28 protein-coding genes are annotated in these 26,570 nt (G+C 63.4%); 19 read left to right on the top strand and 9 right to left on the bottom strand.

All coding sequences use genetic code 11. The features are described 5' to 3' along the window. Positions 1-37 precede the first annotated feature (37 nt). Positions 38-964, top strand: a complete 927-nt coding sequence (locus N551_RS0108190) for a quinoprotein relay system zinc metallohydrolase 2 (RefSeq protein ID WP_027566552.1) — start codon at positions 38-40, stop codon at positions 962-964. 50 nt (positions 965-1,014) lie between these two features. Further along, positions 1,015-1,833 (top strand): quinoprotein dehydrogenase-associated SoxYZ-like carrier, encoded by an 819-nt coding sequence (locus N551_RS0108185; protein ID WP_027566551.1) that lies wholly within the window; start codon positions 1,015-1,017, stop codon positions 1,831-1,833. A gap of 67 nt (positions 1,834-1,900) precedes the next feature. Here the strand turns inward: N551_RS0108185 and N551_RS0108180 are convergent, their stop codons facing one another. Continuing rightward, positions 1,901-2,260, bottom strand: a complete 360-nt coding sequence (locus tag N551_RS0108180) for a hypothetical protein (RefSeq protein WP_027566550.1) — start codon at positions 2,258-2,260, stop codon at positions 1,901-1,903. 87 nt (positions 2,261-2,347) lie between these two features. Between N551_RS0108180 and N551_RS0108175 the strand changes: the two genes are divergently transcribed. From N551_RS0108175 to N551_RS0108160, 4 genes are read left to right on the top strand one after another with little or no spacing between them, the layout of a single operon-like run. Further along, positions 2,348-3,328 carry an ABC transporter substrate-binding protein gene (locus tag N551_RS0108175; protein WP_035961171.1) on the top strand — a complete coding sequence of 327 codons (981 nt, stop codon included), beginning with the start codon at positions 2,348-2,350 and terminating at the stop codon, positions 3,326-3,328. Position 3,329: 1 nt separating this feature from the next. Beyond that, a complete protein-coding gene (locus tag N551_RS0108170) occupies positions 3,330-4,067 on the top strand; it encodes an ABC transporter permease (RefSeq protein WP_027566548.1) in 738 nt (245 codons plus the stop codon). Next, positions 4,057-4,767 carry an ABC transporter ATP-binding protein gene (locus N551_RS0108165; RefSeq protein ID WP_027566547.1) on the top strand — a complete coding sequence of 237 codons (711 nt, stop codon included), beginning with the start codon at positions 4,057-4,059 and terminating at the stop codon, positions 4,765-4,767. Before N551_RS0108170 ends, N551_RS0108165 begins: the two co-directional genes overlap by 11 nt. Positions 4,768-4,814: 47 nt before the next feature. Continuing rightward, complete coding sequence (locus N551_RS0108160) at positions 4,815-5,168, top strand: hypothetical protein (protein ID WP_027566546.1); 354 nt, start codon at positions 4,815-4,817, stop codon at positions 5,166-5,168. A gap of 169 nt (positions 5,169-5,337) precedes the next feature. Here the strand turns inward: N551_RS0108160 and N551_RS0108155 are convergent, their stop codons facing one another. The 4 genes from N551_RS0108155 to N551_RS0108140 form a co-directional block, all read right to left on the bottom strand. After that, positions 5,338-5,547 (bottom strand): hypothetical protein, encoded by a 210-nt coding sequence (locus N551_RS0108155; protein ID WP_027566545.1) that lies wholly within the window; start codon positions 5,545-5,547, stop codon positions 5,338-5,340. A 131-nt stretch (positions 5,548-5,678) separates the two neighbouring features. Continuing rightward, a complete protein-coding gene (locus tag N551_RS0108150; protein WP_027566544.1) occupies positions 5,679-6,584 on the bottom strand; it encodes a hypothetical protein in 906 nt (301 codons plus the stop codon). Positions 6,585-6,616: 32 nt separating this feature from the next. Next, positions 6,617-6,697 (bottom strand): pyrroloquinoline quinone precursor peptide PqqA, encoded by an 81-nt coding sequence (gene pqqA, locus N551_RS35240; protein WP_018460299.1) that lies wholly within the window; start codon positions 6,695-6,697, stop codon positions 6,617-6,619. A 171-nt stretch (positions 6,698-6,868) separates the two neighbouring features. Next, positions 6,869-7,261, bottom strand: a complete 393-nt coding sequence (locus tag N551_RS0108140; protein ID WP_027566543.1) for an EF-hand domain-containing protein — start codon at positions 7,259-7,261, stop codon at positions 6,869-6,871. Between the two features lie 343 nt (positions 7,262-7,604). Between N551_RS0108140 and N551_RS0108135 the strand changes: the two genes are divergently transcribed. From N551_RS0108135 to N551_RS0108110, 6 genes are all read left to right on the top strand, one after another. Continuing rightward, positions 7,605-9,269, top strand: a complete 1,665-nt coding sequence (locus N551_RS0108135; RefSeq protein ID WP_027566542.1) for a methanol/ethanol family PQQ-dependent dehydrogenase — start codon at positions 7,605-7,607, stop codon at positions 9,267-9,269. Between the two features lie 10 nt (positions 9,270-9,279). Then, a complete protein-coding gene (locus tag N551_RS0108130) occupies positions 9,280-9,636 on the top strand; it encodes a cytochrome c (protein ID WP_027566541.1) in 357 nt (118 codons plus the stop codon). Beyond that, positions 9,633-10,562, top strand: coding sequence for an ABC transporter substrate-binding protein (locus N551_RS0108125; protein ID WP_027566540.1), 930 nt, complete (start codon positions 9,633-9,635; stop codon positions 10,560-10,562). Before N551_RS0108130 ends, N551_RS0108125 begins: the two co-directional genes overlap by 4 nt. Before the next feature lie 261 nt (positions 10,563-10,823). Further along, positions 10,824-11,840 carry an FUSC family protein gene (locus tag N551_RS0108120; protein ID WP_027566539.1) on the top strand — a complete coding sequence of 339 codons (1,017 nt, stop codon included), beginning with the start codon at positions 10,824-10,826 and terminating at the stop codon, positions 11,838-11,840. A 110-nt stretch (positions 11,841-11,950) separates the two neighbouring features. Beyond that, the gene (locus N551_RS0108115) at positions 11,951-12,940 is read left to right on the top strand and encodes a tripartite tricarboxylate transporter substrate binding protein (protein ID WP_027566538.1); all 990 of its coding nucleotides are present in this window, start codon (positions 11,951-11,953) and stop codon (positions 12,938-12,940) included. A 130-nt stretch (positions 12,941-13,070) separates the two neighbouring features. After that, positions 13,071-13,496, top strand: a complete 426-nt coding sequence (locus tag N551_RS0108110) for a hypothetical protein (protein WP_027566537.1) — start codon at positions 13,071-13,073, stop codon at positions 13,494-13,496. A 56-nt stretch (positions 13,497-13,552) separates the two neighbouring features. Here the strand turns inward: N551_RS0108110 and N551_RS0108105 are convergent, their stop codons facing one another. Beyond that, positions 13,553-14,521, bottom strand: a complete 969-nt coding sequence (locus N551_RS0108105) for a helix-turn-helix domain-containing protein (RefSeq protein WP_027566536.1) — start codon at positions 14,519-14,521, stop codon at positions 13,553-13,555. 511 nt (positions 14,522-15,032) lie between these two features. Here N551_RS0108105 and xoxF5 point away from each other — a divergent pair. From xoxF5 to N551_RS0108070, 7 genes are all read left to right on the top strand, one after another. Further along, positions 15,033-16,838 (top strand): lanthanide-dependent methanol dehydrogenase XoxF5, encoded by a 1,806-nt coding sequence (gene xoxF5 / locus N551_RS0108100; RefSeq protein ID WP_027566535.1) that lies wholly within the window; start codon positions 15,033-15,035, stop codon positions 16,836-16,838. Positions 16,839-16,947: 109 nt separating this feature from the next. Continuing rightward, entirely contained in the window at positions 16,948-17,436 is a 489-nt protein-coding gene (locus tag N551_RS0108095; RefSeq protein ID WP_027566534.1) for a c-type cytochrome, methanol metabolism-related, read from the top strand. Positions 17,437-17,497: 61 nt separating this feature from the next. Next, positions 17,498-18,607 carry an S-(hydroxymethyl)glutathione dehydrogenase/class III alcohol dehydrogenase gene (locus tag N551_RS0108090; RefSeq protein WP_027566533.1) on the top strand — a complete coding sequence of 370 codons (1,110 nt, stop codon included), beginning with the start codon at positions 17,498-17,500 and terminating at the stop codon, positions 18,605-18,607. 33 nt (positions 18,608-18,640) lie between these two features. Then, positions 18,641-19,204, top strand: coding sequence for an S-(hydroxymethyl)glutathione synthase (gene gfa / locus N551_RS0108085; protein ID WP_027519384.1), 564 nt, complete (start codon positions 18,641-18,643; stop codon positions 19,202-19,204). 652 nt (positions 19,205-19,856) lie between these two features. Then, positions 19,857-20,309: a (2Fe-2S)-binding protein gene (locus tag N551_RS0108080; RefSeq protein WP_007601363.1), complete on the top strand. Its 453-nt coding sequence runs from the start codon at positions 19,857-19,859 to the stop codon at positions 20,307-20,309. Between the two features lies 1 nt (position 20,310). Continuing rightward, the gene (locus N551_RS0108075; protein ID WP_027566532.1) at positions 20,311-22,623 is read left to right on the top strand and encodes a molybdopterin cofactor-binding domain-containing protein; all 2,313 of its coding nucleotides are present in this window, start codon (positions 20,311-20,313) and stop codon (positions 22,621-22,623) included. Positions 22,624-22,680: 57 nt separating this feature from the next. After that, positions 22,681-22,941 carry a hypothetical protein gene (locus N551_RS0108070; protein WP_027566531.1) on the top strand — a complete coding sequence of 87 codons (261 nt, stop codon included), beginning with the start codon at positions 22,681-22,683 and terminating at the stop codon, positions 22,939-22,941. Positions 22,942-23,247: 306 nt separating this feature from the next. On the opposite strand, the gene N551_RS0108065 is transcribed toward N551_RS0108070, so the two are convergent. The 3 genes from N551_RS0108065 to N551_RS0108055 all read right to left on the bottom strand — a co-directional run bounded on the left by N551_RS0108065 (position 23,248) and on the right by N551_RS0108055 (position 26,475). Then, positions 23,248-24,975, bottom strand: coding sequence for a methanol/ethanol family PQQ-dependent dehydrogenase (locus N551_RS0108065; RefSeq protein ID WP_027566530.1), 1,728 nt, complete (start codon positions 24,973-24,975; stop codon positions 23,248-23,250). 116 nt (positions 24,976-25,091) lie between these two features. Next, positions 25,092-25,745: a ubiquinol-cytochrome c reductase iron-sulfur subunit gene (locus tag N551_RS0108060; RefSeq protein ID WP_027566529.1), complete on the bottom strand. Its 654-nt coding sequence runs from the start codon at positions 25,743-25,745 to the stop codon at positions 25,092-25,094. A 265-nt stretch (positions 25,746-26,010) separates the two neighbouring features. Then, entirely contained in the window at positions 26,011-26,475 is a 465-nt protein-coding gene (locus N551_RS0108055) for a group III truncated hemoglobin (RefSeq protein ID WP_035961167.1), read from the bottom strand. Positions 26,476-26,570 lie beyond the last annotated feature (95 nt).

Below are 26,570 nucleotides of genomic sequence, written 5' to 3'. Positions count from 1 at the left end.
GTGCAATGCGCGCAACCCTTTGAACTGAGGCGGAAAAGTGTCTCGCATCGCTCTCGTGATCGCAGCCTTGTCCCTGCTGGTGACAGCGACGCTAGCATGCGCCGCAGCGGCCGAATTGCCTGTGAGCGAAGTCGCACCGGGAATATTCGTACACTCCGGGACCATCGCCCTGATGACCCGCGAGAACGAGGGTGACATCGCCAATGTCGGCTTCATCGTGGGCGAGGATGCGGTGGCTGTGATTGATACCGGCGGTAGCGTTCGCGAGGGCGAGGCGCTGCTGGCGGCGGTGCGGGCCCGAACCAGCAAGCCGATCCGCTACGTCATCAATACCCACGGCCATCCCGACCATGTTTTCGGGAATGCGGCCTTCGCAGTCGGAGACACCATTTTCGTCGGTCACAGCAGGCTGCCGCGGGCGCTGGCTGCGCGCGGCCCGTACTATCTCGATAATTTTAGACGGATCATGGGCGACGAACTGATCTCTCCTGTGAAAATCGTGCCGCCCACAATGCTCGTCACGGACACAATGACGCTCGATCTCGGCGCACGCCGCCTGACCTTGCGGGCCTGGCCGGCCGGGCACAGCGACAATGATTTGACCGTGTTCGATGAGATGACGAAGACGCTGTTGACTGGCGACCTCGTCTTCCTCCGCCATATTCCGGTGATGGACGGCAGCATTCGCGGCTGGCTCGGCACCCTCGGGGAACTCGAGAGCATTCCGGCGCAGCGCGTCGTTCCCGGTCACGGGCCCGTGAGCGAATGGCCTGCGGCGCTGTCCGATGAGCGGCGCTATCTGATGGCACTGCTGGCGGACGTCCGGGCATCGAACAAGAAGGGCGAGCCGATCCGGACCGCCGCAGACAAGGCCGCCGCCTCCGAACGGCCGCACTGGGAGCTGTTCGACGACTACAATGCCCGCAACGCAACCGCAGCATTTTCGGAAATTGAATGGGAGTAGCGGACGCGCTACGATGTCCGTAACGTTGCTTCGTCCGCGAGACCATGACCATGATGGGATGCACGCGCCGCCTGCCTCTGATCGCCCTGCTCCTCGGCATTGCATTCGCCGTGCCGGCGCAGGCGGAAGACGCTTACGATCCCTGGCCGGGCCTGGTGCAGGACATCTTCAGCAACCGCCCGATGAATGACGGCGGCAATGTCATTGGCATCGAGATGCCGTATCGTGCCGAGGACGCGGCCATCGTGCCGGTCACTCTGCGCAGCAAGCTCTCGCCTGGCGATGCCCGCCGCATCCGTTCGATCACGCTGGTGATCGATCGTAATCCCGCGCCGATGGCGGCGAAGTTCGAACTCGGACCGGATGCCAACGTCACCGAAATCTCGACGCGCGTGCGCGTCAACAATTACACCGACGTCCATGCGGTGGCCGAGCTCAGCGACGGCCAGCTCTATGTCTCGAAGGTCTATGTAAAGGCTTCCGGCGGTTGCTCGGCCCCGGCAGGAAAGAATGCGGAGGAAGCCCAGAACCGGCTCGGGCAGATGCGTTACCGGCAATTCGCGCGCCAGGAGGCACCGGCGAGCCGCATGCGGGAGGCTCAGATCATGATCGGCCATCCCAATAATTCCGGGCTGCAGATGGACCAGGTCACGCAGCTCTATATTCCCGCCTTCTTCGTCAACCAGCTCAAGCTGACGCAGGACGACAGCCCCGTACTCTCGATGGAAGGCGGCATCTCGATCTCGGAAGATCCCAATCTGCGCTTCACCTATGTGTCCAACGGCGCCAGGCGTTTTCGCGCGGAAGCCAAGGACACGGACGGACACGTGTTCCGCAACGAGTGGGATGTGGAGAAGCCGGGGACGTAGGTCTCCTGGTCGTCATGGCCGGACTTGTCCCGGCCGCATGACGACCACTACAGGCGCCGCGAAGCGGTCAGAAACACCTCACCTCGGCTTCCGCCTGCGCTCGCCTCAAATCATTCACGGCCGAGTTCGCCTGCTCCGAGGTGCGGAACTGGACGCCGAGATTGCCGCGGACCTGGGACATGCTGAGCGCGGTTTCTGCGGTAACGTAGCGCTCATAGGATACGATCGAGGCCACCACGTCGATCGAACAGGAACATTGCTCGATCGCTTGCCGGCTCTCGCCATTGGCCTTCATGCAGCCATAGACATACTCGGCACGCGCCGACGTCGGATAATCATTGGCCTCTTCAGCCTGCGCGGCGAGCGCGGTCGCAGCCCACACCGCCAATGCGGCGACAATCGGTCGTAGCTGTCCGGCCAGATTCATGCGCGTCCTCCCGCTGGTTGCGACGGAAGTTATGCTATGCCTATTGTCCTGAAAAGCACTCTGTCTGAGGAAACGGCTCACAAGGTGATGAGAGCAATTGGTCGATCATTGGCACTTGCGGTGACGCTGGCGCTGACACTAGCCGGGCCCGGCCGCGCCGCGGATACAATCCGCCTTGCGGTGCAGAAGACCGGAACATTCTCTTGGGAGCTGGCCGCGATCCGCGCCGGCGGCCTCGACAAGGAGGCCGACCTGTCGCTCGACGTCACCGAGCTTGCGAGCCCCGAGGCCGGTAAGATCGCGTTGCGTGCGGGTAACGCCGACATCATCCTGTCCGACTGGCTGTGGGTGTCTCGCGAGCGCACGCTGGGCGCCAAGCTCACCTTCTATCCCTATTCCAGCGCGCTCGGCGCGGTGATGGTGCCGGCTTCCTCGCCGATCAGGTCGCTCGCCGATTTGAAGGGCCGCAAGCTCGCGGTCGGCGGTGGTCCCATCGACAAGAGCTGGCTGCTGCTCCAGGCGCGCTTGAAGCAGGACGGCATCGACCTGAAATCGGAGGCAACTATCGTCTATGGGGCTCCGCCCCTGATCGCCGCCAAGGCGCTCGACGGCGAGATGGATGCAAGCCTCAACTTCTGGAATTTCTGCGCACAGCTGGAGGCGAAGGGCTTTAGACGCCTCGCCGGCATCGAGGACATTTTGCCGAAGCTCGGCGCCAAGGGCGCCGTCTCCGCAGTCGGCTATGTCTTCGACGAGAGCTGGGCGGCGAGCCATCGCGAGGCCGTGGCGCGCTTCATCGTGATGACCCGCAAGGCCAAGCAACTGCTGGTGACCTCGGACACGGCCTGGGACAAGATCGCACCGCTCACCGGCACGAGCGATGCCACCCTGCTCAAGACCTATCGCGAGCGCTATCGCGACGGCATTCCGCGCCGGAGCATCGCTGACGAAGAAAAGGACGCGCGCGTGCTCTACCGCGTGCTGGCCGAGACCGGCGGACGCGACCTCGTTGGCTCGGCCGCTGAACTCGAGCCCGGCACGTTCTATCACGCAGTTCCCGGAGACTGAGGTGCTGCGTCTTCTGTCGTTTGCCCTGTTGCTCGCGATCTGGTGGACAGCCGCGCTGTTCGTCGGCGCCGCAAAGCTGCCCTCCCCGCCCGCCGTGCTCGACGTCGTCATCGCGGAAGCATCGAGCGGCGCGCTGTTCCTGCATCTCGGCGCCACGCTTGCCCGCGTAAGCCTCGCCTTCGTGCTGGCGATGTCGCTCGGCAGCGCCATCGGCTATCTGATGGGACGAGTGAAGCTCGCCGACCGGCTCGGCGATCCCTGGCTGATCCTACTCCTGAACCTGCCCGCGCTGGTCGTGATCGTGCTCGCCTATATCTGGGCCGGGCTCACGGAGGCCGCAGCGATCGCGGCGATCGCCATCAACAAGCTGCCGACCGCCATCGTCACCCTGCGCGAGGGCGCGCGCGCGCTCGACCGCTCGCTCGACGAGATGGCGAGCGTGTTCGCGATGCGGCGCTTGCGCGCCTTTCGCCACGTCGTGCTGCCGCAACTGGCGCCCTATATCGCAGCCTCAGCCCGTTCCGGATTGTCGCTGGTGTGGAAGATCGTACTGGTCGCCGAACTCCTGGGCCGGCCGAACGGCGTCGGCTTCGAGATCGGCGTCGCTTTCCAACTGTTCGACACGCCGCGGCTGCTGGCCTATTCACTGACCTTCGCCGCCGTCGTGCTCGTGATCGAGACCGCGCTGGTGCAACCGTTCGAAGCCCGCGCAACACGATGGCGACCCCGTGCGGCTTGAGGTCGATATCACAGGCAAGACGTTCAGGAGTGCCGCGGGCGGAACGCAGGAGGTGCTCGCGCCGATCAGCTTCGCGCTGCAATCCGGCGAGGTCGGCGTGCTGATCGGTCCGTCCGGCTGCGGTAAGAGCACGATGCTGCGCATCATCCTCGGGCTCGACCGCGATTTCGAGGGACGCGTCTCGCGCCCGCCGGAAGCGCGGATCGGCATGGTTTTCCAGGAGCCGCGGCTGCTGCCATGGCGCTCGGTCGAGCAGAATGTGCGGCTTGCGGCACCCGACGTCACTGATGCCAAGCTCGCCGAGCTGTTCAGGATCCTGGAGCTGGAGGCGCATCGCAGCCATTTTCCCGGCGAATTGTCACTCGGCCTCGCCCGGCGCGTCGCGCTCGCCCGCGCCTTTGCGGTGGAGCCCGACCTGCTCGTGCTCGACGAACCCCTCGCCTCGCTCGACGACGCACTCGCCGGCCGTTTGCGCGACGAGATCGCGACGCTGGTGGCGCGCCGTCCGGTGATGACGCTGCTCGTCACCCACAGCCTGGATGACGCGATCCGGCTCGGCGACCGCCTGTTCTTGCTGTCGCCGCGACCGGCGCGCATCATGCGGGAGGTGCCGATTGCCATCCCGCGCGCGGAGCGCAGCGAGGCCGAGCTCGGTAGGATCAAGGCCGAGCTCGCGGCGTTGCAGCTTGAATCAAAATGAGAAGTCATGGTCAACTGGACCAACGAGATTTTCGCGGGAGGTTCACCATGCGGCGCACGCTGATTGCGATCGGCATCCTGTTGGTTGCGATGCCGGGCGCGGCGCTCGCGCAGGCCAAGGGCAAGGGTATCCGGCTCTGGAATCTGACGACGGAGACGATCTCCGGCTTCCAGCTCTCGCCGGCCGGGAAGACCGAGTGGGGGCCGAACCAGTGCCTGAACGACAAGGACAAGGAGGTCGACCACGACGAGCGGCTGCGCATCACCGGCGTCGAGCCCGGCCGCTACGACGCCAAGGTCAGCTATCCCAATGCGCGGCAGTGCATCGTGCGCGACATCGAGATCAAGGCGGATGCGGTGTTCTCGATCGCCGACAAGGATCTGAAGGATTGCAGCAAGTAACGCGGGCTGCGTTACGAGCGTTTTCCCCTCATGGTGAGGAGCGCGGAACGCGCGTCTCGAACCATGCAGGCCCGTCTGTCGCCTGCGGCCATCCTTCGAGACGCTTGCTTCGCAAGCTCCTCAGGATGAGGACCTAAGCCAGTCGCGACCGGCAACGCAGCTCAGGGCTTCACGCCTTGTCGTTCGGGTGCGGATATTCGCAGCGCCACCGCACCGCCTGCCACTTCGGATGGTCGCCGACCCATTGCGCGATATAGGGCGGCGCAGCCATCGCGCATTGCGTCGGCGACCCCGCATAGTTGAACACCAGATGCTGCTCCTCGCAGGTCGCAGGCGAGAGCACCGCACACACAGTCACCACCAGGTCGATCGGGTTCATGCCGGGATCCTCGCAGAGGCGATGAAGTTAGCACAAAAGATTACGTTCCGAGGAGCGGGAAGTTTCAATCCGGCCGCGCGAAATCGAGCGGGAATCGCCCGTCGCCTGTCCCCGCAACCGGTGCGCGAGCGCTAGAAATTGACCCCAAACACCAGCCTCGCCTGATGGCGCTCAAAATTGACGAGGTCAAGATTGCCGCCCGATCCGGCCGGACGGCCCCAGGCCTGCATGCTCCAGCTCATGGTTAGGCGCGAGCGCTCCGAAAGCTGGAAATAGGCGGTCGGACCGACGAAGAGGGCCTGGCCTGCGAACTCGCCGAGGCCGATGCCTTCGTACTGCCGGAAGTAGCGCACCTCACCGCCGAGCAGCACATCGGGCCGCACGCGCACGAGGCCGGCGAACGCCGCGCCGATGGTCGAGCTCTTTTCGGACAGCCCCGTCATCTCGAAGCGCGCCCATTCCGGCTGATAGATCAGGTTGAGCGCCCCGATAGCAAAGTTCGGGATCAGCTCGCGATCGAAAGCGAGCGTGAAATCGGTACCGTACATCCGCCCTTTTGCGCCGGAGGTCTCGTCGATGCGGTCGCCATGGAGTTCGGCGGCAACAGTTAACCCGAATGGCGCGCGCTCGCGATCGAGCAGGCGATAGCGCAGGTCGAGCGAAGCGCCCTGGAAATTGAACTGGCGACGGTCGCCGATATCGGGGACGCCGGTGATGTCGTGCAGGGTGGCAGTGCCGCCGACCTCGACGCGGAAGTTCGGCAGCGGCACGACCTCGATTTCGACCTCCTGCGACAGCGCGCGATAGGTCCCGCCGCCTTTGCCGAATCGACCTGTCGTCTGGGTCTGGAATTCGCGCTCGCCGGGATTGCCGACATCGGTGCCGATCATGAAGCCGAAGATGTGCTCGGTATCGAAGCCCTCTTCGGCGCTGACGCATGCCGGCGCGAGCGCGACGGTGCAGGCGACTATGGTCCAGAATGTATGGGCTCTCGCTCGCATCCCCGACACTACCACGGCTTCGACGGTGTTTGCCATCGAAGCCGCGGCAGGTCGTCAGTCTTGCAGTCTTACTTGCGCAAAGCGCAGGCGTACATGTTGATTTCCATGCCGACCGGCACTTCCACGATCTTCGGAGCTTTCCAGGCCATTCGGGGACTCCCAAGGGATTGAGCGCGACATCGCGCCGGCCAAAACCTAGGGCTGCGTCAGGCACAGCGCAAGTCTGGAATCGCGCCGTTGACACAGCGAACTGTCGCATCGCGCTTGCAAATTTCTCTCTCGGGCAACTCGCCTTCGCTCTCAGTCAAGCGGCGCGGTTCTCACCGCAACAAGCGCAGCAGCGCGCGGCCGGCGCGCGAGTTCATCTCCTTCGCATCCAGCGTTCCGTCCTTGTCGGGATTCGCTGCGTTGAAGCGCTGCTCCACCACCGAGAGATATTCGTCGAGCGTGAGAGTCCCGTCGCGATCGGGATCGGCGGCGGCGAGTTCTTTCGCCGTTAACCGTCCGCGCAACTCGCGGGCGTCGAGCGTGCCGTCGTGATCGGGATCGAGCTTGGCGAACAACGCGGCCGCCGCCTTCTTCACCTCGGCGAGATCGAGCGTGCCGTCATTGTCGGTATCGAACGTCTTGACCGCATTGCCGGAGGCCGACCATGCCGGACCGGACAGCAGTGCAATCGTGAGCGCAAGTGCAACAGAGCGACGCGATATCATGAAAACCTCCCAGACCAAGAGCTCCGATTCGAGCCAGATCGACGACATAAGTCCCCAAGCGAGCCTCGGTTCAAGCCCCGAATTGCAGCCTGCGCCCGTACAACTTGCGGAACCCGTCGGCCCGACCATTGCCGTGGCGCACGCGCTCCTGCTCCGTGTCGCGGAATTTCTTCAGCGCCTGCGCACAAGTGAGAGTTGCTTGTCAGCTCTCCGTCAGATGACCGGCATCCCGCGCCGCCCACCATATCGGCATCGCAATTACGACTTTCGTATTGACGCGTTTTGCATTCGGGCGGAGTGTTGCTGTCGCAGCGTCAATAGGCGCGCATATTGGGAGGAACGGATGAAACGCTTTGCGATGGCCGCGAGCCTCGTCATGCTTGCATCGACTTGGGCAAATGCACAAACCAGCGAGCAGCTGGTCAAGGGCGCGACCGATACATCGAACGTTCTCAATTACGGGATGGGCTACAATCTCCAGCGTTTCTCGACGCTGAACCAGATCAACAAGGACAGCGTCAAGAACCTTGTCCCGGTCTGGAACTACTCTTTCAACGACGATCGCAGCGAGGAATCGCAGCCGCTGGTGTACCAGGGCGTGATCTACGTGACGTCGCACAACGCGACCATGGCGGTCGACGCCAAGACCGGCAAGCAGATCTGGAAATCCAAGGTCGAGTATCCTGCCGAAACGCCGCGCATCGTCTGCTGCGGCATCATCAATCGCGGCGCAGCACTCTATGACGGCAAGGTGTTCCGCACCACGCTCGACGCCAACGTGATCGCGCTCGACGCCAAGGACGGCAAGGAGCTGTGGCGGCAGAAGGCGGCCGATATCAAGGAGGGATATTCGATGACGGTGGCGCCGCTGGTCGCCGACGGCATCGTGATCACTGGCATCTCCGGCGCCGAGTTCGGCACCCGCGGCTTCATCGACGGCTGGGATCCCGCAACGGGCAAGCATTTGTGGCGCACCCATTCGATCCCCTCCCCCGACGAGCCCGGCGGCGACACCTGGAAGGGCGATACCTGGAAGCTCGGCGGTGGCTCGACCTGGATTACGGGCTCCTATGACCCCGAGCTGAACACGGTCTATTGGGGTATCGGCAATCCCGGACCGTTCAACTCGGCGGTTCGCCCGGGCGACAACCTCTACACCTGCTCCGTGCTGGCGATGGATCCCAAGACCGGCAAGATCAAGTGGCACTACCAGTTCTCGCCCAACAATCCATTCGACTATGACAGCGTGGCCGAGATGGTCCTCGCCGACATGAACGTCGAGGGCAAGCCGACCAAAGTGTTGATGGACGCCAACCGCAACGGCTTCTTCTACGTGCTCGACCGCACCAACGGAAAGCTGCTCGCGGCCAATCCCTACGTGAAGGTCAACTGGGCGACAGGAATCGACATGAAGACCGGACGTCCCATCGAGACCGACGTCTCGAAGGACGCGCGTGAGGGCAAGAAGGTGACAGTTTATCCGTCGATCCTCGGCGGCAAGAACTGGGAGCCGATGTCGTTCAATCCGCAGACCGGCCTCGCTTACGCCAACACGCTAGCCTTCGGCGGCAGGTACAAGACCGAACCCGCCACCTTCAAGCAGGGTGAATGGTATCTCGGCATGGACCTTACCGATCTCTGGGAATGGGGTGATGGCCCGCGCGGTCATCTGAAGGCGATCGATCCCATGACCGGCAAGGCGAAGTGGGAAGCACCAAGCGACATCCCGCGCTTCTCCGGCGTGTTGTCGACTGCGGGCGGCGTCGTGTTCTCGGGCGCGCTGACCGGCGAGTTCGAGGCCTTCGATGCCGACACCGGCAAGAAGCTCTGGCAGTTCCAGACCGGCTCGGGCATCGAAGGACAACCGGTGACCTGGCAGCAGGACGGCGTGCAATATGTCGCGGTGACGAGCGGCTACGGTGGCGTCTACTCGCTGTTCTCCGGCGACGAACGGCTGGCCAAAGTCCCGCCCGGCGGCTCGCTTTGGGTTTTTGCGGTCAAGCAATAACCACGGCACGATGCTGAGAAAGCTATCTCACAAGACGGTGGCGATCCTCGCCACCGTCGCGGTGCTGACGGTCGCGCTTGCGGCGACCGTTCGTGCCGCGGATGATTCAACCGGCAATCCCGTGCAGGCACAGATCGACCACGGCAAGTCGACTTATGCCGAGAAATGCTCGCACTGCCACGGTCCCAACATGATGAACCCCGGCACCATCACGCCGGACCTGCGCGCCTTCCCCGACGACAAGACGCGCTTCGTCACCACCGTGAAGAACGGCAAGAACAACAAGATGCCGCCCTGGGCCGATATTCTCAGCGACGAGGAGATCGGGAATCTCTGGGCCTTCATCTCGAGCCGGAGAAAACCATGAGGCGCTGGCTGGCCGCTTGGAGCATTGCCGCGATCCTCGCGGTGGCGGCCGCGGCTGCACGCGCGGCCGACGATCCGCTCAAGATTTGTCTCGACGAGGAAAGGCCGCCGCTCTCGGTGCATCACAAGGGCAAGCCGGGCTCGGGCTTCGACGTGCTGCTGGCGCAAGCGATCGCCGATCGGCTCCGACGGCCGCTGACGATCCAGTGGTTCGAGAGCAAGCTGGACGAGGATTCGAGCCCGCAGCTCGAGGCCAATGCGCTGCTGTCCGACGGCCGCTGCTCGCTCGTCGGCGGCTACGCGCTGACGACGGACTCCCTCGTCAAGCCCGGCATGAAAACGGCGCGCCTGCCGGATTTTGCCGGCGCCACGCGCGACGACCGGCGCCGCCGCGTCGCGCTCGGCGTGCTCGCGCCGAGCCAGCCCTATGTCTACTCGCCGATGACGGTCGTGCTCGGACCGAAGGCGCGGGGTCGCAAGATCGGCGATATCGGCGATCTCGCGGGCCTGCGCCTCGTCATCGAGAGCGGCTCGCTCGGCGATGCGATCCTCATGACCTTCGGCAAGGGGCGCCTGATCGACGACATCACCCATCTCGTCCCCGGCCGCGATGATCTCCTCGGTGCACTTGCCCGCGGCGACTATGACGCGACGCTGATCGACCTCGGCCGCCTCGACGCCCATCGCGCCGCGCACCCCGATACAGCGATCACCGCGTCCGGCTACTACTATCCGATCGGGGCGAATCGCGGCTATGTCGGGCTCGCCAGCGATCCCGCGCTGACCGACGCCGTCAACAAGGCGCTGACCGGGCTTGCTGCCGAGGGCAAGATCGCCGAATTCGGCAGGCAGGCGGGGCTGACCTATCTGCCGCCGCGTGAGCCCGCGATCCTCGGCGACGTCTGGATGAAGATCATTCAGCGGTGACGGAAGACGCTCTCGTGTCCCGCTGTGTCCGGGCTCGAGACTTAAGTCTTCGCCCGCAACTGCATGAACATCGTCATTGCGAGCGTAGCGAACCAATCCAGAGTCCCTCCAGAGAAAGACTGGATTGCTTCGCTACGCTCGCAATGACGGAGTGTGGAGCGGCGGCGGCGCACCTCTTGAATCAGCCCGACGGCATCGACTCGCTTAGTGGCGCCCCGCACCGTATGATGTCTGCATTCTCATTCGCCCTTTTGGTGCGCCGTGAATTTCCCGCCCACTAGTGCCAACCTGCGCGATCTCCTCTCGCGCGAAATCAAGACCGGCGAGCTGGTGCGGACGCTGATCGTCGTCGGCCCGATGGTCGCCGCCTATTTCATCGCGCGCGAGACGGCGCTGCTGAATCTCGGGTTGGTCGCGGTCTCGTTGCTCATTCCCGCACTCAGGCTGCACCTGCCGCCGAAAGTCGTCGCGTGGCATTATCTCGCCATCCTCCTCACCTTTGCCGCGCTGTTCCTCGCGAACCCGATCAAGCCGCTATTCGCAGTGCTGACGGCGCTCGCCGGATTCCTTGCGGTCGCAGTGACGCGCCACGGCGAACATTTCCGCACGCTCGGGAATTGGGTGTTCATCCCCGCCGTGTATCTTGCCTGCGAGGTGCGGGAGGGCGTGAGCGCCTCGGAAGCCCTGCGCCATGCCGGCATGATCATCGTGTCCTCTCCGATCGCGCTGGCTCTGGTCTGCGCCATCCGGATTTACGACCAGCGACGGTGCGGCGATGCCGCGACCTCGTTCGGAGCGCCCGCGGCCGAATGGTTTGTGCCCGCGGCGGCAACCGCCCTTGCGGTGTTCGCTGCGGCGGCTCTGGTCGAGATCCTCGATCTCGCGCAGGGCCAATGGGTGATGTGGTCGGCCGCAAGCGTCGTGGTCGGCGATCTCGCCGCTTCGACCGGCAAGCTGAAGCAGCGGGCGATCGGCGCCGTCGCCGGCGTGCCGCTCGGTTTCCTCGCCGGCATGGTGCTGCCGCAAAGCCGGGTCGGCTATACGCTCGCGGTTCTCGCGGCCACCCTCACGCTGATCTCGTTCTACCGCTACATCATCGGCTTCGGCCTGCGCTGCTTCTTCATCGCGCTGGCCGCCTCTTTCGCCGGCAGCGCCAGCGGCATCGCGGAGGAGCGCATCCTCAACGTGCTGATCGGCGGCACCTTTGGCTTGCTTGCAGTAGCCCTGACCGAAATCGTCTGGTTGCGGGTCATGCGAAAAGTGCGATTGTCCGGATGACGCCCGAATAGGCACAGCGCGGCCCTTCGAATGCGCCAATCTGTCTCGCCTGCCACCCATGGCAGAGGCGACCCGATGCAGTACCGTCGGCGACAACCCGGGAGAGAATCATGTCCCCAAAACTCGATCGCCGCCGCTTCATTGCCGCCGGCACCGCCACACTCGCGACGCCCTTCGTCTCGCGCAACGCCTCGGCGCAGGCTGCGTGGCCATCGCGGCAGATCCGCATGATTTGCAGCTATCCCGCCGGCGGACAGACTGACCTGCTCGCACGCGCCTATGGCGAATTCATTGCCAAGCAGGTCGGAAAGACCGTCGTCGTCGAGAACAAGCCGGGTGCCGCGGGCGCGATCGGGACGGCGGAGGTCGCCCGCGCGGAGCCCGACGGCCACACCATCCTGTGCTCGATCTCGACCACCTACATCATGAACCGGGTGGTGATGAAGACTCCGGGCTACGACATGGACAAGGATTTGACGCTCGTCAGCGTCATTCCGGGCGCCGGCCTGTTGCTGGTGGCGAACCCGAAAACCGGCGTCAAGACGCTGGAGGATTTCGTCGCCTTTGCGCGCAAGAGCGGCAAGGTCAACTTCGGCACGTATAGCGCGGGCTCGGCCCCGCATATGACGGTCCACGAGCTCAACAAGCAGTATGGCCTTGCCATCGAGCCGATCCACTATCGCGGCGAAGCCCCGATGTGGACGGGCATGCTGGAAGGTACGCTCGATGTCGCCATGGGCAGCTACACGGCAGCGCAATCGGTTTTGCAGAGCGATCGCGGCACAGTGTTCGCGGTTCATTCGAAGAAGGTCGACGCCATCCCCGATATCAAGACCCTCCCCGAGCAGGGCGCGACGTCGAAATTCTTCACCGTCAGCGGCTTCTCCGGCTGGGCCGTGCCAAAGGCGACACCGCAACCGGTCGTCGACCGCCTGGCGGAGCTTTGCGTTGCTGCCAACAACGATCCGAAGGTGAAGGAGGTTCTCAACACGTTCGTGCTCGAACCCGCGATCGGCTTCAAGGACACCAACGCGCTGTATCAGCGCGAGCTGCCGATCTGGATCGATAGCGCGCGGTCGCTCGGCCTCGAGCCCTCCTGAACCGCGAGACAAGACGCCCTTCGCGGCGCAGCATTCGACCAAAGCCTAGTGCCGGAAACGTATTTTCCCGCTATGATTGTGCGACGCTGCCGGGAAGCTCTCACCGGCGCGGACGAGAAAGGCCGATCCCATGACACCGGATGGCGTTGCCGTAGCCGTCATGATCATCCTGCTCTTTCCGATGGGCTATTTCACGTTGGCGTCTCCGGCCTTCCTGCTGGTGAAGCTGGATATCCAGCCCGTCGCCCAGCTTTTGCGCGGAATGTTCAATGCGCATTTTCTGGTGATGCGCGTTGCCGGACTCATCGGAGCGGTCGCTTTCCTGCTCGACGGTCGTCTGGTCGCCGCGATGGGCGTTGGCCTTCTTGCAGCCTTGGCGATCTACGGACGCCGCTGGTTCATGCAACGGATGGACGAACAGCTCAGCGCCAGGGACGCCGGCGATGCCGAGGCCCCGCGCCGGCTACGCCGACTACATTGGAGTGGAATGCTCGGCAATGCGGTGCTGCTCGCCGCTCTCCTGACCAGCATTCCCTACATCGCCATATCGGCGTGAGAGACATCGCGGGCGCGCGACGGTCAACCGTCGTCGTCGCCGAACCTGGCATTTGCCTAATGCTCGTCCGCGGCAACCGCGCCCTGTTGCGCCTTGTGGATCGAGGACGGCACTACGCCAAAATATTTCCGGAACACCCGGCTGAAATGCGATGAGCTGGAGAAGCCCCAGGAGAACGCGACGTCGGTGATGGTCTTGCCGGCGTGGGCCTCGAGCTCCTGGCGGCAATTCTGAAGACGCGCCTGCCAGATGTAGTCGCTCACCGTGGTGCCGCGCTCCGAGAACAGCATGTGCAGATAACGCTTGGAGCAGCCGAGCTCGCCGGAGATCTGGTCGATGCACAGATCCGGATCGCGCAAATGCTCGCGGATGAAGAACTGCGCGCGCACATAGGTCGCTTCGGGACCGACGCGATCGAGCATCGTGTCCGCCTCGCGCAGCGGCAGCAGCAAGAGGTCGATCAGCGAATCGGCGACGCCGACCGCACTATTCGCCGACAGCTTGGCCGCCTCGTCGAAGGTCGCATGGACGAAATCGTGGGCGATCCGCCCCGTTCCCGTGCGTGAGGTCAATTTGCAGGCCGGCATTCGCTGCGACGGGAACCCGCGGTCGCGCAGCAGCGCCTTGGGTACGATCACCACGTCGTGGCGCGTGAAAGCAGGGCTGATGATCGAATGCGGACAGGAGACGTCATAGGCGATGATGTCGCCCGGGTTGATCTCGATGTGGCGGCCTTCCTGCTCGAAATAGGACACGCCGTAAGTCTGGAAGTGGATCTTGATATATGGGTGTTCGTTGGCCTTGGCGCGCGCCAGTGTGTGCGCGATGCGATGCTGGCTGACCTCGATCTGGCAGAGCTTCAGGCGCGAGACGCTGGTGTAGTCGATGCGGCCTTCGAGCGAAGACGCTTCCAGCGGATCGACGTCGAAATGCCCACACAGGCTCGTCAGCCCGTCAATCCAGCTCTGGATCTGCCGCTTCGGCGTCATTCCCGTCGTCGAGAGCGTGTGAATTGTGTCGGACATTAATCCAGCCACTGGTTTGATCCGGAGATTTTGACGCGAATCGCGAGCCGCGCTGCCGGAGCCCTGAACCGTGATTGCGTGACGTTTACCTCGATTTTGAGCGATCTTCTGGAACGAGCGCCATCGTTCCATTGCCACCCTTGGAAGTTAATCCTCCGCCTTAGTTGCAGCGCCGTCAAGGGGAACCTAAGCGTGGAAGACAGTCCCAAAGCGCTGCGGAAGCCGCTGAATTCGCTACTGCAAAATCAAAATCTTCGCGGCCGTGCGCTGTCAAGCAAACCAGCTTCTCTCTTGGGCAAGTTTCCCGATGGCGAAGTCGCTACGGATGCATCAGGAACAACAAAAACGGGCCGCTCCTGCACGTGGACCCGTAGCTCTCATCAGGAGGAGAAAGCACCCAGCATCGTTTCTGGTCCCAAATGTGACCGCCCTGCACGAGCAGACACCGGACGAGAAGCCCGGTGATTGAGCAATGCTTCGGAAAAATAAACGAGACAACGGAGGAATGACTATGCGCAAGGTACTACTGGCGACCTTTCTTGGGTCCGCTGCGGCTCTCGCCGTAGGCAGCGCGTCAGCCAATGACGAGCTGAACAAGATGGCGCAGAACCCGAAAGACTGGGTGATGCCGGCGGGCGACTATGCCAATACCCGCTATTCCAAGCTCAACCAGATCAATGCTCAAAACGTCGGCAAGCTCCAGGTCGCCTGGACCTTCTCGACCGGCGTGCTGCGCGGCCATGAAGGCGGCCCGCTGATCATCGGCAACATGATGTACGTCCACACACCGTTCCCGAACAAGGTCTACGCTATTGACCTTTCGAACGAGAACAAGATCGTCTGGAAGTATGAGCCGAAGCAGGACCCGAACGTCATCCCCGTGATGTGCTGCGACACAGTCAACCGCGGCGTATCTTACGGCGACGGCAAGATCTTCCTGCATCAGGCTGACACCACCCTGGTCGCGCTCGATGCCAAGACCGGTCAGGTTGCATGGACCGCCAAGAATGGCGATCCCGGCAAGGGCGAGACCGGCACCTCGGCGCCGCTCGTCGTCAAGGACAAGGTGCTGATCGGCATTTCCGGCGGTGAGTTCGGTGTTCAGGCGCATATGAGCGCCTACGACATCAAGACCGGCAAGCTGGCTTGGCGCGGCTACTCTGAAGGACCGGATGATCAAATCCTGGTCGACGCCGAGAAGACCACCGCACTCGGCAAGCCGGTCGGCAAGGACTCCAGCCTGAAGACCTGGCAAGGCGATCAGTGGAAGATCGGCGGCGGCGCCACCTGGGGCTGGATCTCCTACGACCCCGAGCTGAACCTCGTCTACTACGGATCGGGCAATCCCTCGACCTGGAATCCGAAGCAGCGTCCCGGCGACAACAAATGGTCGATGACAATCTGGGCTCGCAACCCTGACACCGGCCAGGCCAAGTGGGTTTATCAGATGACGCCCCACGACGAGTGGGACTATGACGGCGTCAACGAAATGATCCTCTCGGACCAGCAGATCAACGGCCAGCCGCGCAAGCTGCTGACGCACTTCGATCGTAACGGCCTCGGCTACACGCTCGATCGTGCCACCGGTGAGCTCCTGGTCGCCGAAAAGTACGATCCGAAGGTGAACTGGACCTCTGGCGTCGACATGGACAAGAACTCGCCGACCTACGGCCGCCCGAAGGTGCTCGACGCAGCTTCGACCGACAAGGCGGGCGAGGACCACAACGTGAAGGGCATCTGCCCGGCCGCGCTCGGCACCAAGGACGAGCAGCCGGCAGCCTACTCGCCGGACACGCAGCTGTTCTACGTCCCGACCAACCACGTCTGCATGGACTATGAACCGTTCAAGGTGAGCTACACCGCGGGCCAGCCCTATGTGGGTGCGACGCTCTCGATGTATCCGCCGCAGGGTGAAACCCACATGGGTAACTTCATCGCCTGGGACGGCAAGACCGGCAAGATCGTCTGGTCGAACAAGGAGCAGTTCTCGGTCTGGTCGGGTGCGCTCGCAACCGCAGGCAACGTGGTGTTCTACGGAACGCTCGAAGGCTACCTGAAGGCAGTCGACGCCAAGACCGGCAAGGAGCTCTACAAGTTCAAGACTCCTTCCGGCATCATCGGCAACGTCACCACCTATGAGAACGGCGGCAAGCAGTATGTCGCAGTGCTCTCCGGCGTGGGCGGCTGGGCTGGCATCGGTCTGGCGGCAGGTCTGACCGATCCGACCGCCGGTCTCGGCGCAGTCGGTGGCTACGCGGCGCTCAGCAACTACACGGCTCTCGGCGGTACGCTGACCGTGTTCTCGCTGCCCAACTAGGCCTCTCAGCATCGCTCCGGCGCGTGGATCAACTCCACGCGCCGGCTCGTCTCACCGAATGCCTTCCGAGGAAAATCTCTTGCGTAAAATCTGCTCTGCCATTGCCGCGATGTTCTTGATCGCGTCCGGGGGAATTGCCGTCGCGGACGGCTCAGGTGACCCGACTGCCGTCAAGCAGAACGAAACCGGCGAATGGTCCGACAAGGAAGGCAACCCAACCTACAAGATCACCGACGGCTCCGTCGACTGGTATACCTATTCCGGATACCGCCGCTATCACTCGGACTGCCATGTGTGTCACGGCCCGGATGGCATGGGCTCGACCTACGCCCCGGCGCTCAAGGATTCGCTGAAGACGATGAGCTATGCCGATTTTCTCGGCGTCGTCGCCTCCGGCCGCAAGAACATCTCGACTGCCGCAGAGAATGTGATGCCGGCCTTCGGCGATAACCCGAACGTCGCCTGCTACATGGACGATCTCTACGTCTATCTGCGCGCCCGCTCCAACGAGGCCTGGGGCCGCACCAGACCTGGCAAGCACGACGACAAGAACGACGCCTATACCAAGAACGAAGATTCGTGCATGGGCAAGAAGTGAACGTGCGGAGCCCGACCAGGACCTGGTTCTTGGCGCCCTGCCGGAATTTGAGGAGCTTAAGATGAAGACACGTGCCGCCGTCGCTTTCGAAGCCAAGAAGCCGCTCGAGATCGTCGAAGTCGATCTGGAAGGACCGAAGGTCGGCGAAGTCCTGGTCGAGATCAAGGCGACGGGCATCTGCCATACCGACGCTTACACGCTCGACGGCTTCGACAGCGAAGGAATCTTCCCGTCGATCCTGGGCCATGAGGGCGCGGGCATCATCCGCGAGATCGGCCCTGGCGTGACCTCGGTGAAGCCGGGCGACCATGTCATCCCGCTCTACACGCCGGAATGCCGGCAATGCAAAAGCTGCCTCAGCCAGAAGACCAATCTCTGCACCGCGATCCGCGCGACGCAGGGCAAGGGCGTGATGCCTGATGGCACAAGCCGCTTCTCCTACAAGGGCAAGCCGATCTACCACTACATGGGCTGTTCGACCTTCTCGAACTTCACCGTGCTGCCGGAGATCGCGGTCGCCAAGATCCGTGAGGACGCGCCGTTCGACAAGAGCTGCTACATCGGCTGCGGCGTCACCACCGGCGTCGGTGCCGTCGTCAACACCGCAAAGGTCGAACCGGGCTCCAACGTGGTCGTGTTCGGCCTCGGCGGCATCGGCCTCAACGTGATCCAGGGCGCCAAGATGGCTGGCGCGGACAAGATCATCGGCGTCGACATCAACGACTCCAAGGAGGAATGGGGACGCCGGTTCGGCATGACCGATTTCGTCAATCCCAAGAAGATCACGGGCGACATCGTCCCGCATCTCGTGACCCTGACGGACGGAGGCGCCGACTACACCTTCGACTGCACCGGCAATACCACAGTGATGCGCCAGGCGCTGGAAGCCTGCCATCGTGGCTGGGGCACCTCGATCATCATCGGCGTTGCCGAATCCGGCAAGGAGATCGCGACCCGCCCGTTCCAGCTCGTCACCGGGCGAAACTGGCGCGGCACCGCCTTCGGCGGCGCGCGGGGCCGCACCGACGTGCCGAAGATTGTCGACTGGTACATGAACGGAAAGATCCAGATCGACCCGATGATTACCCACACGCTCAAGCTCGAAGACATCAACAAAGGCTTCGACCTGATGCATGAGGGCAAATCGATCCGTTCAGTCGTCGTGTTCTAACTCGAAAAGCGTCACCCCAAGGAGGATCGACCAATGACTGTTGCACTCCATCCCTCGATCGATAACGGCATCAAACAGGGCAGCGGCAGCTTCGCCGGCGGCACGCTCGCATGTAAATGCAGCGACCATCAGGTCAAGGTCGCCGTCAAGGGCGACGTCGCGCATAACCATGCCTGTGGCTGCACCAAGTGCTGGAAACCGCAGGGCGCGAATTTCTCCGTCGTCGCCGTGGTGCCCCGCCAGAACGTCACCGTGCTCGAGAACGGCGACAAGCTCCAGATCGTCGATCCATCGGCGGTGATCCAGCGCTACGCCTGCAAGGCCTGCGGCACGCACATGTACGGCCGCATCGAGAACAAGGGTCACCCGTTCTACGGCCTCGACTTCATTCACCCCGAACTGTTCCAGGAACAGGGTTCGCAGGCGCCGCAATTCGCCGCCTTCGTTTCGTCGGTGATCGAATCGGGCGTGAAGCCGGAGCAGATGGGCGGAATACGGGCTCGGTTCAAGGAGCTTGGTCTCGAGCCCTATGACTGCCTGTCGCCGGCGCTGATGGACGCCATCGCGACCCACGTGGCGAAGGCCAAGGCCGCCTAAGTAAAGGCCGCTTAAGCAAAGGCCGCCCGAGCAAAGGCCGCCTGACGTTTGCCGCGCCCGCCCGCTCGCTGGTTCCACCACACCCAGCGAGCGGACGGAGCCGACCCGGGACAATCGCGGCGATGCCGCCGCTTCTCGACTGCACTTGTGTGGGACCGTCAGCTCCCTCAGTCCTGGTCTCTGAATGACTGCGCAGGACCGCCGGCTTCCTGCTTGAGGTCCGCGGCCCCTGCGTTTCTCCCTCCCTCGACTGAGGCATCCTGCTTCGTCCGCACAGATCTTCTGGCGGACGAAGCTTTTTTTTATTGTGCCCATCTCAAGAGGCGCGTGGCGTGATGCGGCGCCCTGCTTTTGACAAACCTTCGTTGCAATCTTTTCCCATCGAGAACAGCTGACGAGAGAACACTTGGCTGTGACCGGACCGAAGCGATCCCACTAAGATCGCGTCGTGACGATGCCGCGCAAAATTCAATAATCAAGAACACGACGGGAGGTATCGAGCACATCCGGACATGAATTGGCATTCCTGAGTCCTGCCGGGATCTGCCCGCGCGGGATGACCGCAGGAATGCGACGCCGCGCAGCGGACATTGCACCGACCGGCATCTGGAAAATCTGAAATCAACAAGCTTATGAAGAGCGAGGGACGATCATGATCAAGGTGAAGATCAACGGCCAGGAACAGAGCTGGGACGGCGACCCGGATCTCCCACTACTCTGGTTCCTGCGCGACGAGGCCGGACTGACCGGCACCAAGTTCGGCTGTGGCCAGGCCCTGTGCGGCGCCTGCACCGTCATCGTCGACAAGGAAGCTGTGCGCGCCTGCATCACGTCGATCAACGACGTCGCCGGCCGCGAGATCACGACGATCGAGGGACTGCATCCGAACGGCGATCACCCGGTGCAGAAGGCCTGGCGGCAGGTCAACGTCCCCCAATGCGGCTTCTGCCAGGCAGGCCAGATCATGCAGGCCGCTGCGCTGCTAATGGACAATCCAAAGCCGTCGCACGACCAGATCCGCGAAGCGATGTCCGGCAACATCTGCCGCTGCGGCTGCTACCAGCGCATCGAGAATGCGGTCCATCTCGCATCGACGGGAGTGTGACATGAATTTCATCGACAATCCGAGGAAGCTTCGTGGCTTCGAGAAGAACATCAGGGTCGAAAAGGTCTCGCGCCGTAGCATCTTGAAGGGGCTCGGCATCACCGGCGGCTTTGTGCTCGCTGCTCCCGTGATGTCGCGCCAGGCGTTCGCCTACGAGACCGGCGCCGGCAAGATGCCGCACGGCGTCGTGGTCGATCCGCGCGTGTTCGTCGCGGTCGCACCCGACGGCACCGTCACCATCCTCGCCCACCGCGCCGAGATGGGCACGGGCGTGCGCACCAGCCTGCCGCTGATCGTGGCTGAGGAGATGGAAGCCGACTGGTCGCGGGTCAAGGTGGAACAGGCCCATGGCGACGAGGTCAAGTTCGGCAACCAGGACACCGACGGCTCGCGCAGCACGCGGCATTATTTGATGCCGATGCGCCAGATCGGTGCCTCCGCACGCACCATGCTCGAGCAAGCCGCCGCGAAACGCTGGGGTGTGCCGGCAACCGAGGTCAAGGCCGTCAATCACGAGGTCGTCCACAGCGCGACGAGCCGCAAGCTCGGCTTCGGCGAGCTCGCAGCCGACGCCGCCAAGGAATCGGTGCCGAGCATCGAAGGGCTCAAGCTGAAGGACCCCAAGGACTTCCGCTATCTCGGCAAGGGCCAGATCGGCATCGTCGATCTCCATGACATCACCACCGGCAAGGCGCGTTACGGCGCCGACGTGCGGCTGCCAGGCATGAAGTATGCCGTGATCGCGCGCCCGCCGGTGACCGGCGGCAAGCTGGTCAAGTTCGATCCGGACGCGGCGTTGAAGGTCCCCGGCGTCGAGAAGGTGATGCAGGTGCGCGGATGGCCGTGGCCGTCGAAATTCCAGCCGCTCGGCGGCGTTGCCGTGATCGCGCGCAACACCGGCGCGGCGATCAAGGGCCGCGACGCGCTGAAGCTGACCTGGGACGACGGCGCCAACGGCAAATACGACTCCGTCGCCTACCGCAAGGAGCTCGAGGAGGCCTCGCGCAAGCCGGGCCTTGTCGTGCGCCAGGAAGGCGACGCCGAGGCTGCTCTGAAGGGCGCCGACAAGATCGTTGTCGGCGAATATTATCTGCCGCACCTTGCCCATGTCAGCATGGAGCCGCCGGTGGCGGTCGCCGACGTCAAGGGTGACAAAGCGGAGATCTGGGCGCCGGTGCAAAGCCCGGGCGGCACGCGCGAGGACGTCGCGAAGACGCTCGGCATTCCCGAGGGCAATGTCACGGTCAACGTCACGCTGCTCGGCGGCGGTTTCGGCCGCAAGTCGAAATGCGACTTCGCGCTCGAGGCCGCGCTGCTGTCGAAGGAGCTCGGCGTGCCCGTCAAGGTGCAGTGGACGCGTGAGGACGACGTCCGCCACGATTTCCTGCACACGGTCTCCGTGGAACGGATCGAGGCGGGGCTCGACAAGAGCGGCAAGGTGATCGCCTGGCGCCATCGCAGCGTGGCCCCGAGCATCGCCTCGACGTTCGCGGCGGGTGCAAAGCATGAGGCGCCCTTCGAGCTCGGCATGGGCCTCGTCGACATGCCCTTCGAGATCGCCAACATCTCCTGCGAGAACCCGGAGGCCGCGGCGTTCACCCGCATCGGCTGGTTCCGCTCGGTCTCGAACATCCCGCGCGCCTTCGCGGTGCAGTCGATGGTGGGTGAGATCGCCCATGCAACCGGCCGCGACCAGAAGGAGACGCTGCTCGCGCTGATCGGCAGCCCGCGCATCGTCAAGCCTGCTGTGAAGGACATGTGGAACTACGGCGAGCCCTTGGACAGCTATCCGATCGACACCGCGCGCCTGCGCAAGGTGGTCGAGCTGGTCGCCGAGAAGGGCGAATGGGGCCGACAGGTGCCTAAGGGCCATGGCCTCGGCATCGCCGTGCACCGCAGCTTCGTCAGCTATATCGCGACCATCGTCGAGGTGGCCGTCGACGACAAGGGCAAGCTGACGGTGCCGCGGGTGGACACCGCCATCGACTGCGGCACCTATGTCAACCCCGAGCGCATCGCCTCGCAGATCGAGGGCGCGGCGATCATGGGGCTCAGTCTCGCGAAATACGGCGAGATCACCTTCAAGGACGGCAAGGTGCAGCAGAAGAACTTCGACGACTTCCAGGTCCTCAGGATCGACGAATCCCCTGCGGTGACCAACGTCTACATCGTGCCGCCCGGACCCGACACGCCGCCGAGCGGCGTGGGCGAGCCCGGCGTCCCGCCATTCGCGCCAGCGCTGATGAATGCCATCTTCGCTGCGACCGGAAAGCGCATCCGCAGCCTTCCGCTCGGCAAGCAATTGGAAGCGTAAAGGCGGGAACACAAGGCGGCCTCGCGCCGTTTGCATCGATCTGACAGGAGCAGATCGATGACCCATATCTCAAAGGCGCTCGCAGTCTCATTGCTGTCGAGCGCCTTTCTTTTGACGGCCACTGGCGCATACGCCCAGAGCAACACCACGCCGCCGACAACGGCGACGCGCCCCAGTACGCCGGACCAGAACTCTGTGCCCAACGCCAATGCCACGCCGCCCTCGACCACCCAGACCACCGGGCAGCACAATCCAGATCCCAAGGTTCGCGAGATGAACCAGAAGGAAAAGGACAAGGTCGAGCGCGAGGGGAAGTAGCGATCTGCGCATTGGCGTTTTGACGTCGTGATTATCGGCTCTACTTCTTCGCCGAACCGCATCGTTGTGCCCTCTCCCCTTGCAGGAGAGGGCAGCGACGCCGGTTGCCACGATCACGCTGGGTGAGGGGTATGCCTGCGCGAGCCTCGCACGTTGAGATGCGCGGATGGAACCCCTCATCCGGCGCTTCGCGCCACCTTCTTCCGCAAGGAGCGAAGGGAAGACGCCAACGCAAAATGCGGCGGACGTTGCCGTCCGCCGCATTTGCCCCCTGACACTCCGCTTCTTTCGATCCGCCAGCGGAGCTTATTTCTTGAGCGCGAACACCCAGATCACGCCGCCTTGCGGCACGTTGGCTTCGATGCCGATATTGTTGGTCACGAGTGCATCCTGGATGCGCTGCGCATCCACGCCCCATCCCGACTGGATTGCGATGTATTGCGTGCCGTCGATCTCATAAGACACCGGCATGCCCATGATGCCGGAGTTGGTCTTCTGCTCCCACAGCAGCTCGCCGGACTTCGCGTTGAAGGCGCGGAAGTTGCGGTCGTTGGTGCCGCCCACGAAGACGAGATCGCCCGCGGTCGCCGTCACCGAGCCGAACAGCTGCGATTTCGGGAAGTTGTGTTGCCACATCTTCTTGCCCGTAACGGGATCCCAGGCCTGGAGCTCGCCGAAATGATCCGCCCCGGGCTTCGTCTTCAGCCCGATGTCCTCCGGCTTGGTGCCGAGCCAGAGCTCGCCGGGCTTGAGCGGAACCTTCTCGCCGGTGAACCCGCCGCAGAAATTCTCGTTGGCGGGTACGTAGACGAGGCCGGTCTTCTGGCTGTAGGCCGCCGACGGCCAATCCTTGCCGCCCCACAGCGACGGACAGAACTCCACGCGCTTGCCGACCATCGGCTTGTGCGCGGGGTCGACGATCGGCCTGCCGCTCTCGGCGTCGATGCCCTTCCAGACGTCAGTGGAGACGAACGGCCAACCGGCGACGTAGTTGATCTTGGTCGGCGTGCGCTCGAGTATCCAGAAGATCGCATCGCGTCCCGGATGGACCAGGCTCTTGATGTTGCGACCGTCACGTTGCAGGTCGATCAACATCGGCGCTTCGACCTCGTCCCAATCCCAGGAATCGTTCTGGTGGTACTGGTGATAAGTCTTGATCTTGCCGGTGTTCGGATCGAGCGCGAGTACCGAGGAGGTATAGAGATTGTCGCCGGGATGCATCTCGCCGGGCCACGGCGCGGCGTTGCCGACGCCCCAATAGATCGTCTTGGTGTCCTTGTCATAATTGCCGGTCATCCAGGCCGAGCCGCCGCCGTTCTTCCAGTCCTCGCCCTGCCAGGTGTCGTGGCCGGGTTCGCCTTCGCCCGGAATCGTATAAGTCCTCCACAACTCCTTGCCGTCCTTGGCATCATAGGCGGCGACATAGCCGCGCACGCCGAACTCGCCACCGGAGCCGCCAACGATGACCTTGCCGTCGACGATCAGCGGCATCAGGGTCATGTACTGGCCCTTCTTGTAGTCCTGCACCTTGGTGTCCCACACCACCTTGCCGGTCTTGGCGTCGAGCGCGACGACATGGTCGTCGGTGGTGGCGAGATAGAGCTTGTCCTCCCAGAGGCCGACGCCGCGGCTGGTCGGATGCAGCTGGAACAGATCGTCGGGGAGCTGCCGCTTGTAGCGCCAATATTCGTCGCCGGTCTTGGCGTTCAGCGCAATCACCTGCCCCATCGGGGTTGCCACGAACATCACGCCGTTGTTGACGATCGGCGGCGCCTCGTGGCCTTCGACGACGCCGGTCGCGAAGGTCCAGACCGGGGTGAGGTTCTTCACATTCGAGGTGTTGATCTGGTCTAGCGGGCTGTAGCCCTGCCCGTCATAGGTCCGCCGGTACAGCATCCAGTTGGAGGGCTCCGGGTTTTCCAACCGCTGCGCGGTGACCGGCGCGTAGTTCTCGACCGGGCCTGATACGGCGGCGGTCGACGCAAGACACGTGAAGGCGACGAAGCCGGACAGTAACCACTGCTTCCTGGTCATGGACGTTCCCCTTTTTCATCCGTTTGAATTCTTGTTTTGAATTCTTGTCGTTCGTCCCGTCGTCCGCCCATCGGCGGATGCGGCCTCTCGTGACGCGGGCACAACCCGCACGTCCATCATCCCGGCTGCGCGCCACCTACCTTTCCGACGAAGTTTCCGGCGACGGTGAGCGAGCCGTCAGCCAGCGCCAGCGGCAGCGCAGCGAGCCGTCGCGGCGCCGGCCCGAACACGACCTGCGCGGCCGCGCGAGGATCGTATTCGGAGTTGTGGCACATGCATTTGAGCACTTCCTTGTCGCCGACATCGCTCTTCACCCAGGCCGTGACAGGACAGCCGGCATGCGAGCAGATTGCCGAATAGGCGAGGATGCCGTCGACAGCGCGCGCTTTCGTCTGCTCGTCGAGCTCGGCGGGGTCGAGGCGGATGATCAGAATCTCGTTGAGGCGCGAGGCGCTGCGCACGACCGACGTCTTCGGGTCTTTCGGCCAGGCATGCACCGGCGGGCCGCCGGCCGACAGATCGGCCGCGGTCACGGGCTTTCCCTCCTGATCGCCTTCGGAGAACACGAGCAGATCGCCCTTCTGAGGCCGCTCGTCGGAGCCGGGCGCATCCTCGCCCGCGTGGACCTGCGTGGAACAGGCGAGGCACGCCGTGGTGGCCAGCGCACTCATCAATAGCGCCCGCCGGGTTTGCCCCGTGCAGGCGTCAGCGTCGGATTCCGCTGTGTTGTCGGAGGATGAAGAGGATGTATCGAACGATGCACGCGACATGTCTGCAAGCAGGCGCTGGAACTCTGCCGAAAAAAAGGCAAAGATTTTTTACTGCAGTGCATCACACGGTTTTGCTCGCGCTGATTGAACGCGAACACGCGCGTTTATGCGCATTTTTTTAATTGCAACGTCACGCTACGCGACCGGCATGATGATTTTGCAGATCAGGTAAATGCTAGCGGTATTGGTGCAATGCGCCGACGCGCGGCGCGATCGTAGCGCCATCAGTGCCGCCTGCGCATTTCTCAGGCAGGCATTCTGTATTCTAGGAGCGGAGCAGGTGACGCGGCGAAGCGATGCGACCGGCCAAGGTTGCCGACGCCATCTCAAAGCTGTCGGCGATGCGGCGCGCCCTGTCGATGAACAGCGCGGCGGCCTGCGGCGGGCAGACCTCGCGCGCGGTCTGTTCGAACAAATCGAGCCAGCGGTCGAAATGATCTCCGATCAGGTTCAGTGGCATATGCGCCCGCATCGGCGAACCCTGGTAACGGCCGCTCATCAGCACGACCCACGACCAGAAATCCCGGAGCTTGGCCAGATGCTCGTCCCAATTCTGCACGACCGCGAACACCGGCCCCAACAGCTCATCCTCGCGCACGCGCCCGTAGAAGCGGGTGACGAGTTCCCCGATCATCTCTTCGGTGATCCCGGTGCGCTCGATTGCATCCAGGGTCAGCAAATTCCGCCGCACGGCCGCAGCCTCGCGCTCGGCCTTCAGTCGATCCGACATGTCCCTTGTTATCCGTTCCGTTGTTCCCGCAGGCCGCCCATTCGACATTGTCGGGCCGATTGCGCGCGGCGTCTTTGTCGCAGCGCAAATCGCGG

The organism is Bradyrhizobium sp. URHA0013, assembly GCF_000518345.1.
GTDB lineage: Bacteria > Pseudomonadota > Alphaproteobacteria > Rhizobiales > Xanthobacteraceae > Bradyrhizobium.
This window is presented reverse-complemented; position numbering and strand designations above follow the sequence as displayed.

Bases quoted from the DNA above. Each gene is read 5' to 3' on its own strand.
- N551_RS0108110 (WP_027566537.1), top strand. From the start codon at position 13,071: ATGACACCGGATGGCGTTGCCGTAGCCGTCATGATCATCCTGCTCTTT.
- N551_RS0108155 (WP_027566545.1), bottom strand. From the start codon at position 5,547: ATGAACCCGATCGACCTGGTGGTGACTGTGTGTGCGGTGCTCTCGCCT.
- N551_RS0108125 (WP_027566540.1), top strand. From the start codon at position 9,633: ATGAGGCGCTGGCTGGCCGCTTGGAGCATTGCCGCGATCCTCGCGGTG.
- N551_RS0108070 (WP_027566531.1), top strand. From the start codon at position 22,681: ATGACCCATATCTCAAAGGCGCTCGCAGTCTCATTGCTGTCGAGCGCC.
- N551_RS0108060 (WP_027566529.1), bottom strand. From the start codon at position 25,745: ATGTCGCGTGCATCGTTCGATACATCCTCTTCATCCTCCGACAACACA.
- xoxF5 (WP_027566535.1), top strand. From the start codon at position 15,033: ATGCGCAAGGTACTACTGGCGACCTTTCTTGGGTCCGCTGCGGCTCTC.
- N551_RS0108185 (WP_027566551.1), top strand. From the start codon at position 1,015: ATGATGGGATGCACGCGCCGCCTGCCTCTGATCGCCCTGCTCCTCGGC.
- N551_RS0108065 (WP_027566530.1), bottom strand. From the start codon at position 24,975: ATGACCAGGAAGCAGTGGTTACTGTCCGGCTTCGTCGCCTTCACGTGT.
- N551_RS0108175 (WP_035961171.1), top strand. From the start codon at position 2,348: ATGAGAGCAATTGGTCGATCATTGGCACTTGCGGTGACGCTGGCGCTG.
- N551_RS0108080 (WP_007601363.1), top strand. From the start codon at position 19,857: ATGATCAAGGTGAAGATCAACGGCCAGGAACAGAGCTGGGACGGCGAC.
- N551_RS0108105 (WP_027566536.1), bottom strand. From the start codon at position 14,521: ATGTCCGACACAATTCACACGCTCTCGACGACGGGAATGACGCCGAAG.
- N551_RS0108095 (WP_027566534.1), top strand. From the start codon at position 16,948: ATGTTCTTGATCGCGTCCGGGGGAATTGCCGTCGCGGACGGCTCAGGT.
- N551_RS0108075 (WP_027566532.1), top strand. From the start codon at position 20,311: ATGAATTTCATCGACAATCCGAGGAAGCTTCGTGGCTTCGAGAAGAAC.
- N551_RS0108135 (WP_027566542.1), top strand. From the start codon at position 7,605: ATGAAACGCTTTGCGATGGCCGCGAGCCTCGTCATGCTTGCATCGACT.
- pqqA (WP_018460299.1), bottom strand. From the start codon at position 6,697: ATGGCCTGGAAAGCTCCGAAGATCGTGGAAGTGCCGGTCGGCATGGAA.
- N551_RS0108140 (WP_027566543.1), bottom strand. From the start codon at position 7,261: ATGATATCGCGTCGCTCTGTTGCACTTGCGCTCACGATTGCACTGCTG.
- N551_RS0108055 (WP_035961167.1), bottom strand. From the start codon at position 26,475: ATGTCGGATCGACTGAAGGCCGAGCGCGAGGCTGCGGCCGTGCGGCGG.
- N551_RS0108150 (WP_027566544.1), bottom strand. From the start codon at position 6,584: ATGGCAAACACCGTCGAAGCCGTGGTAGTGTCGGGGATGCGAGCGAGA.
- N551_RS0108180 (WP_027566550.1), bottom strand. From the start codon at position 2,260: ATGAATCTGGCCGGACAGCTACGACCGATTGTCGCCGCATTGGCGGTG.
- N551_RS0108130 (WP_027566541.1), top strand. From the start codon at position 9,280: ATGCTGAGAAAGCTATCTCACAAGACGGTGGCGATCCTCGCCACCGTC.
- N551_RS0108115 (WP_027566538.1), top strand. From the start codon at position 11,951: ATGTCCCCAAAACTCGATCGCCGCCGCTTCATTGCCGCCGGCACCGCC.
- N551_RS0108090 (WP_027566533.1), top strand. From the start codon at position 17,498: ATGAAGACACGTGCCGCCGTCGCTTTCGAAGCCAAGAAGCCGCTCGAG.
- N551_RS0108160 (WP_027566546.1), top strand. From the start codon at position 4,815: ATGCGGCGCACGCTGATTGCGATCGGCATCCTGTTGGTTGCGATGCCG.
- gfa (WP_027519384.1), top strand. From the start codon at position 18,641: ATGACTGTTGCACTCCATCCCTCGATCGATAACGGCATCAAACAGGGC.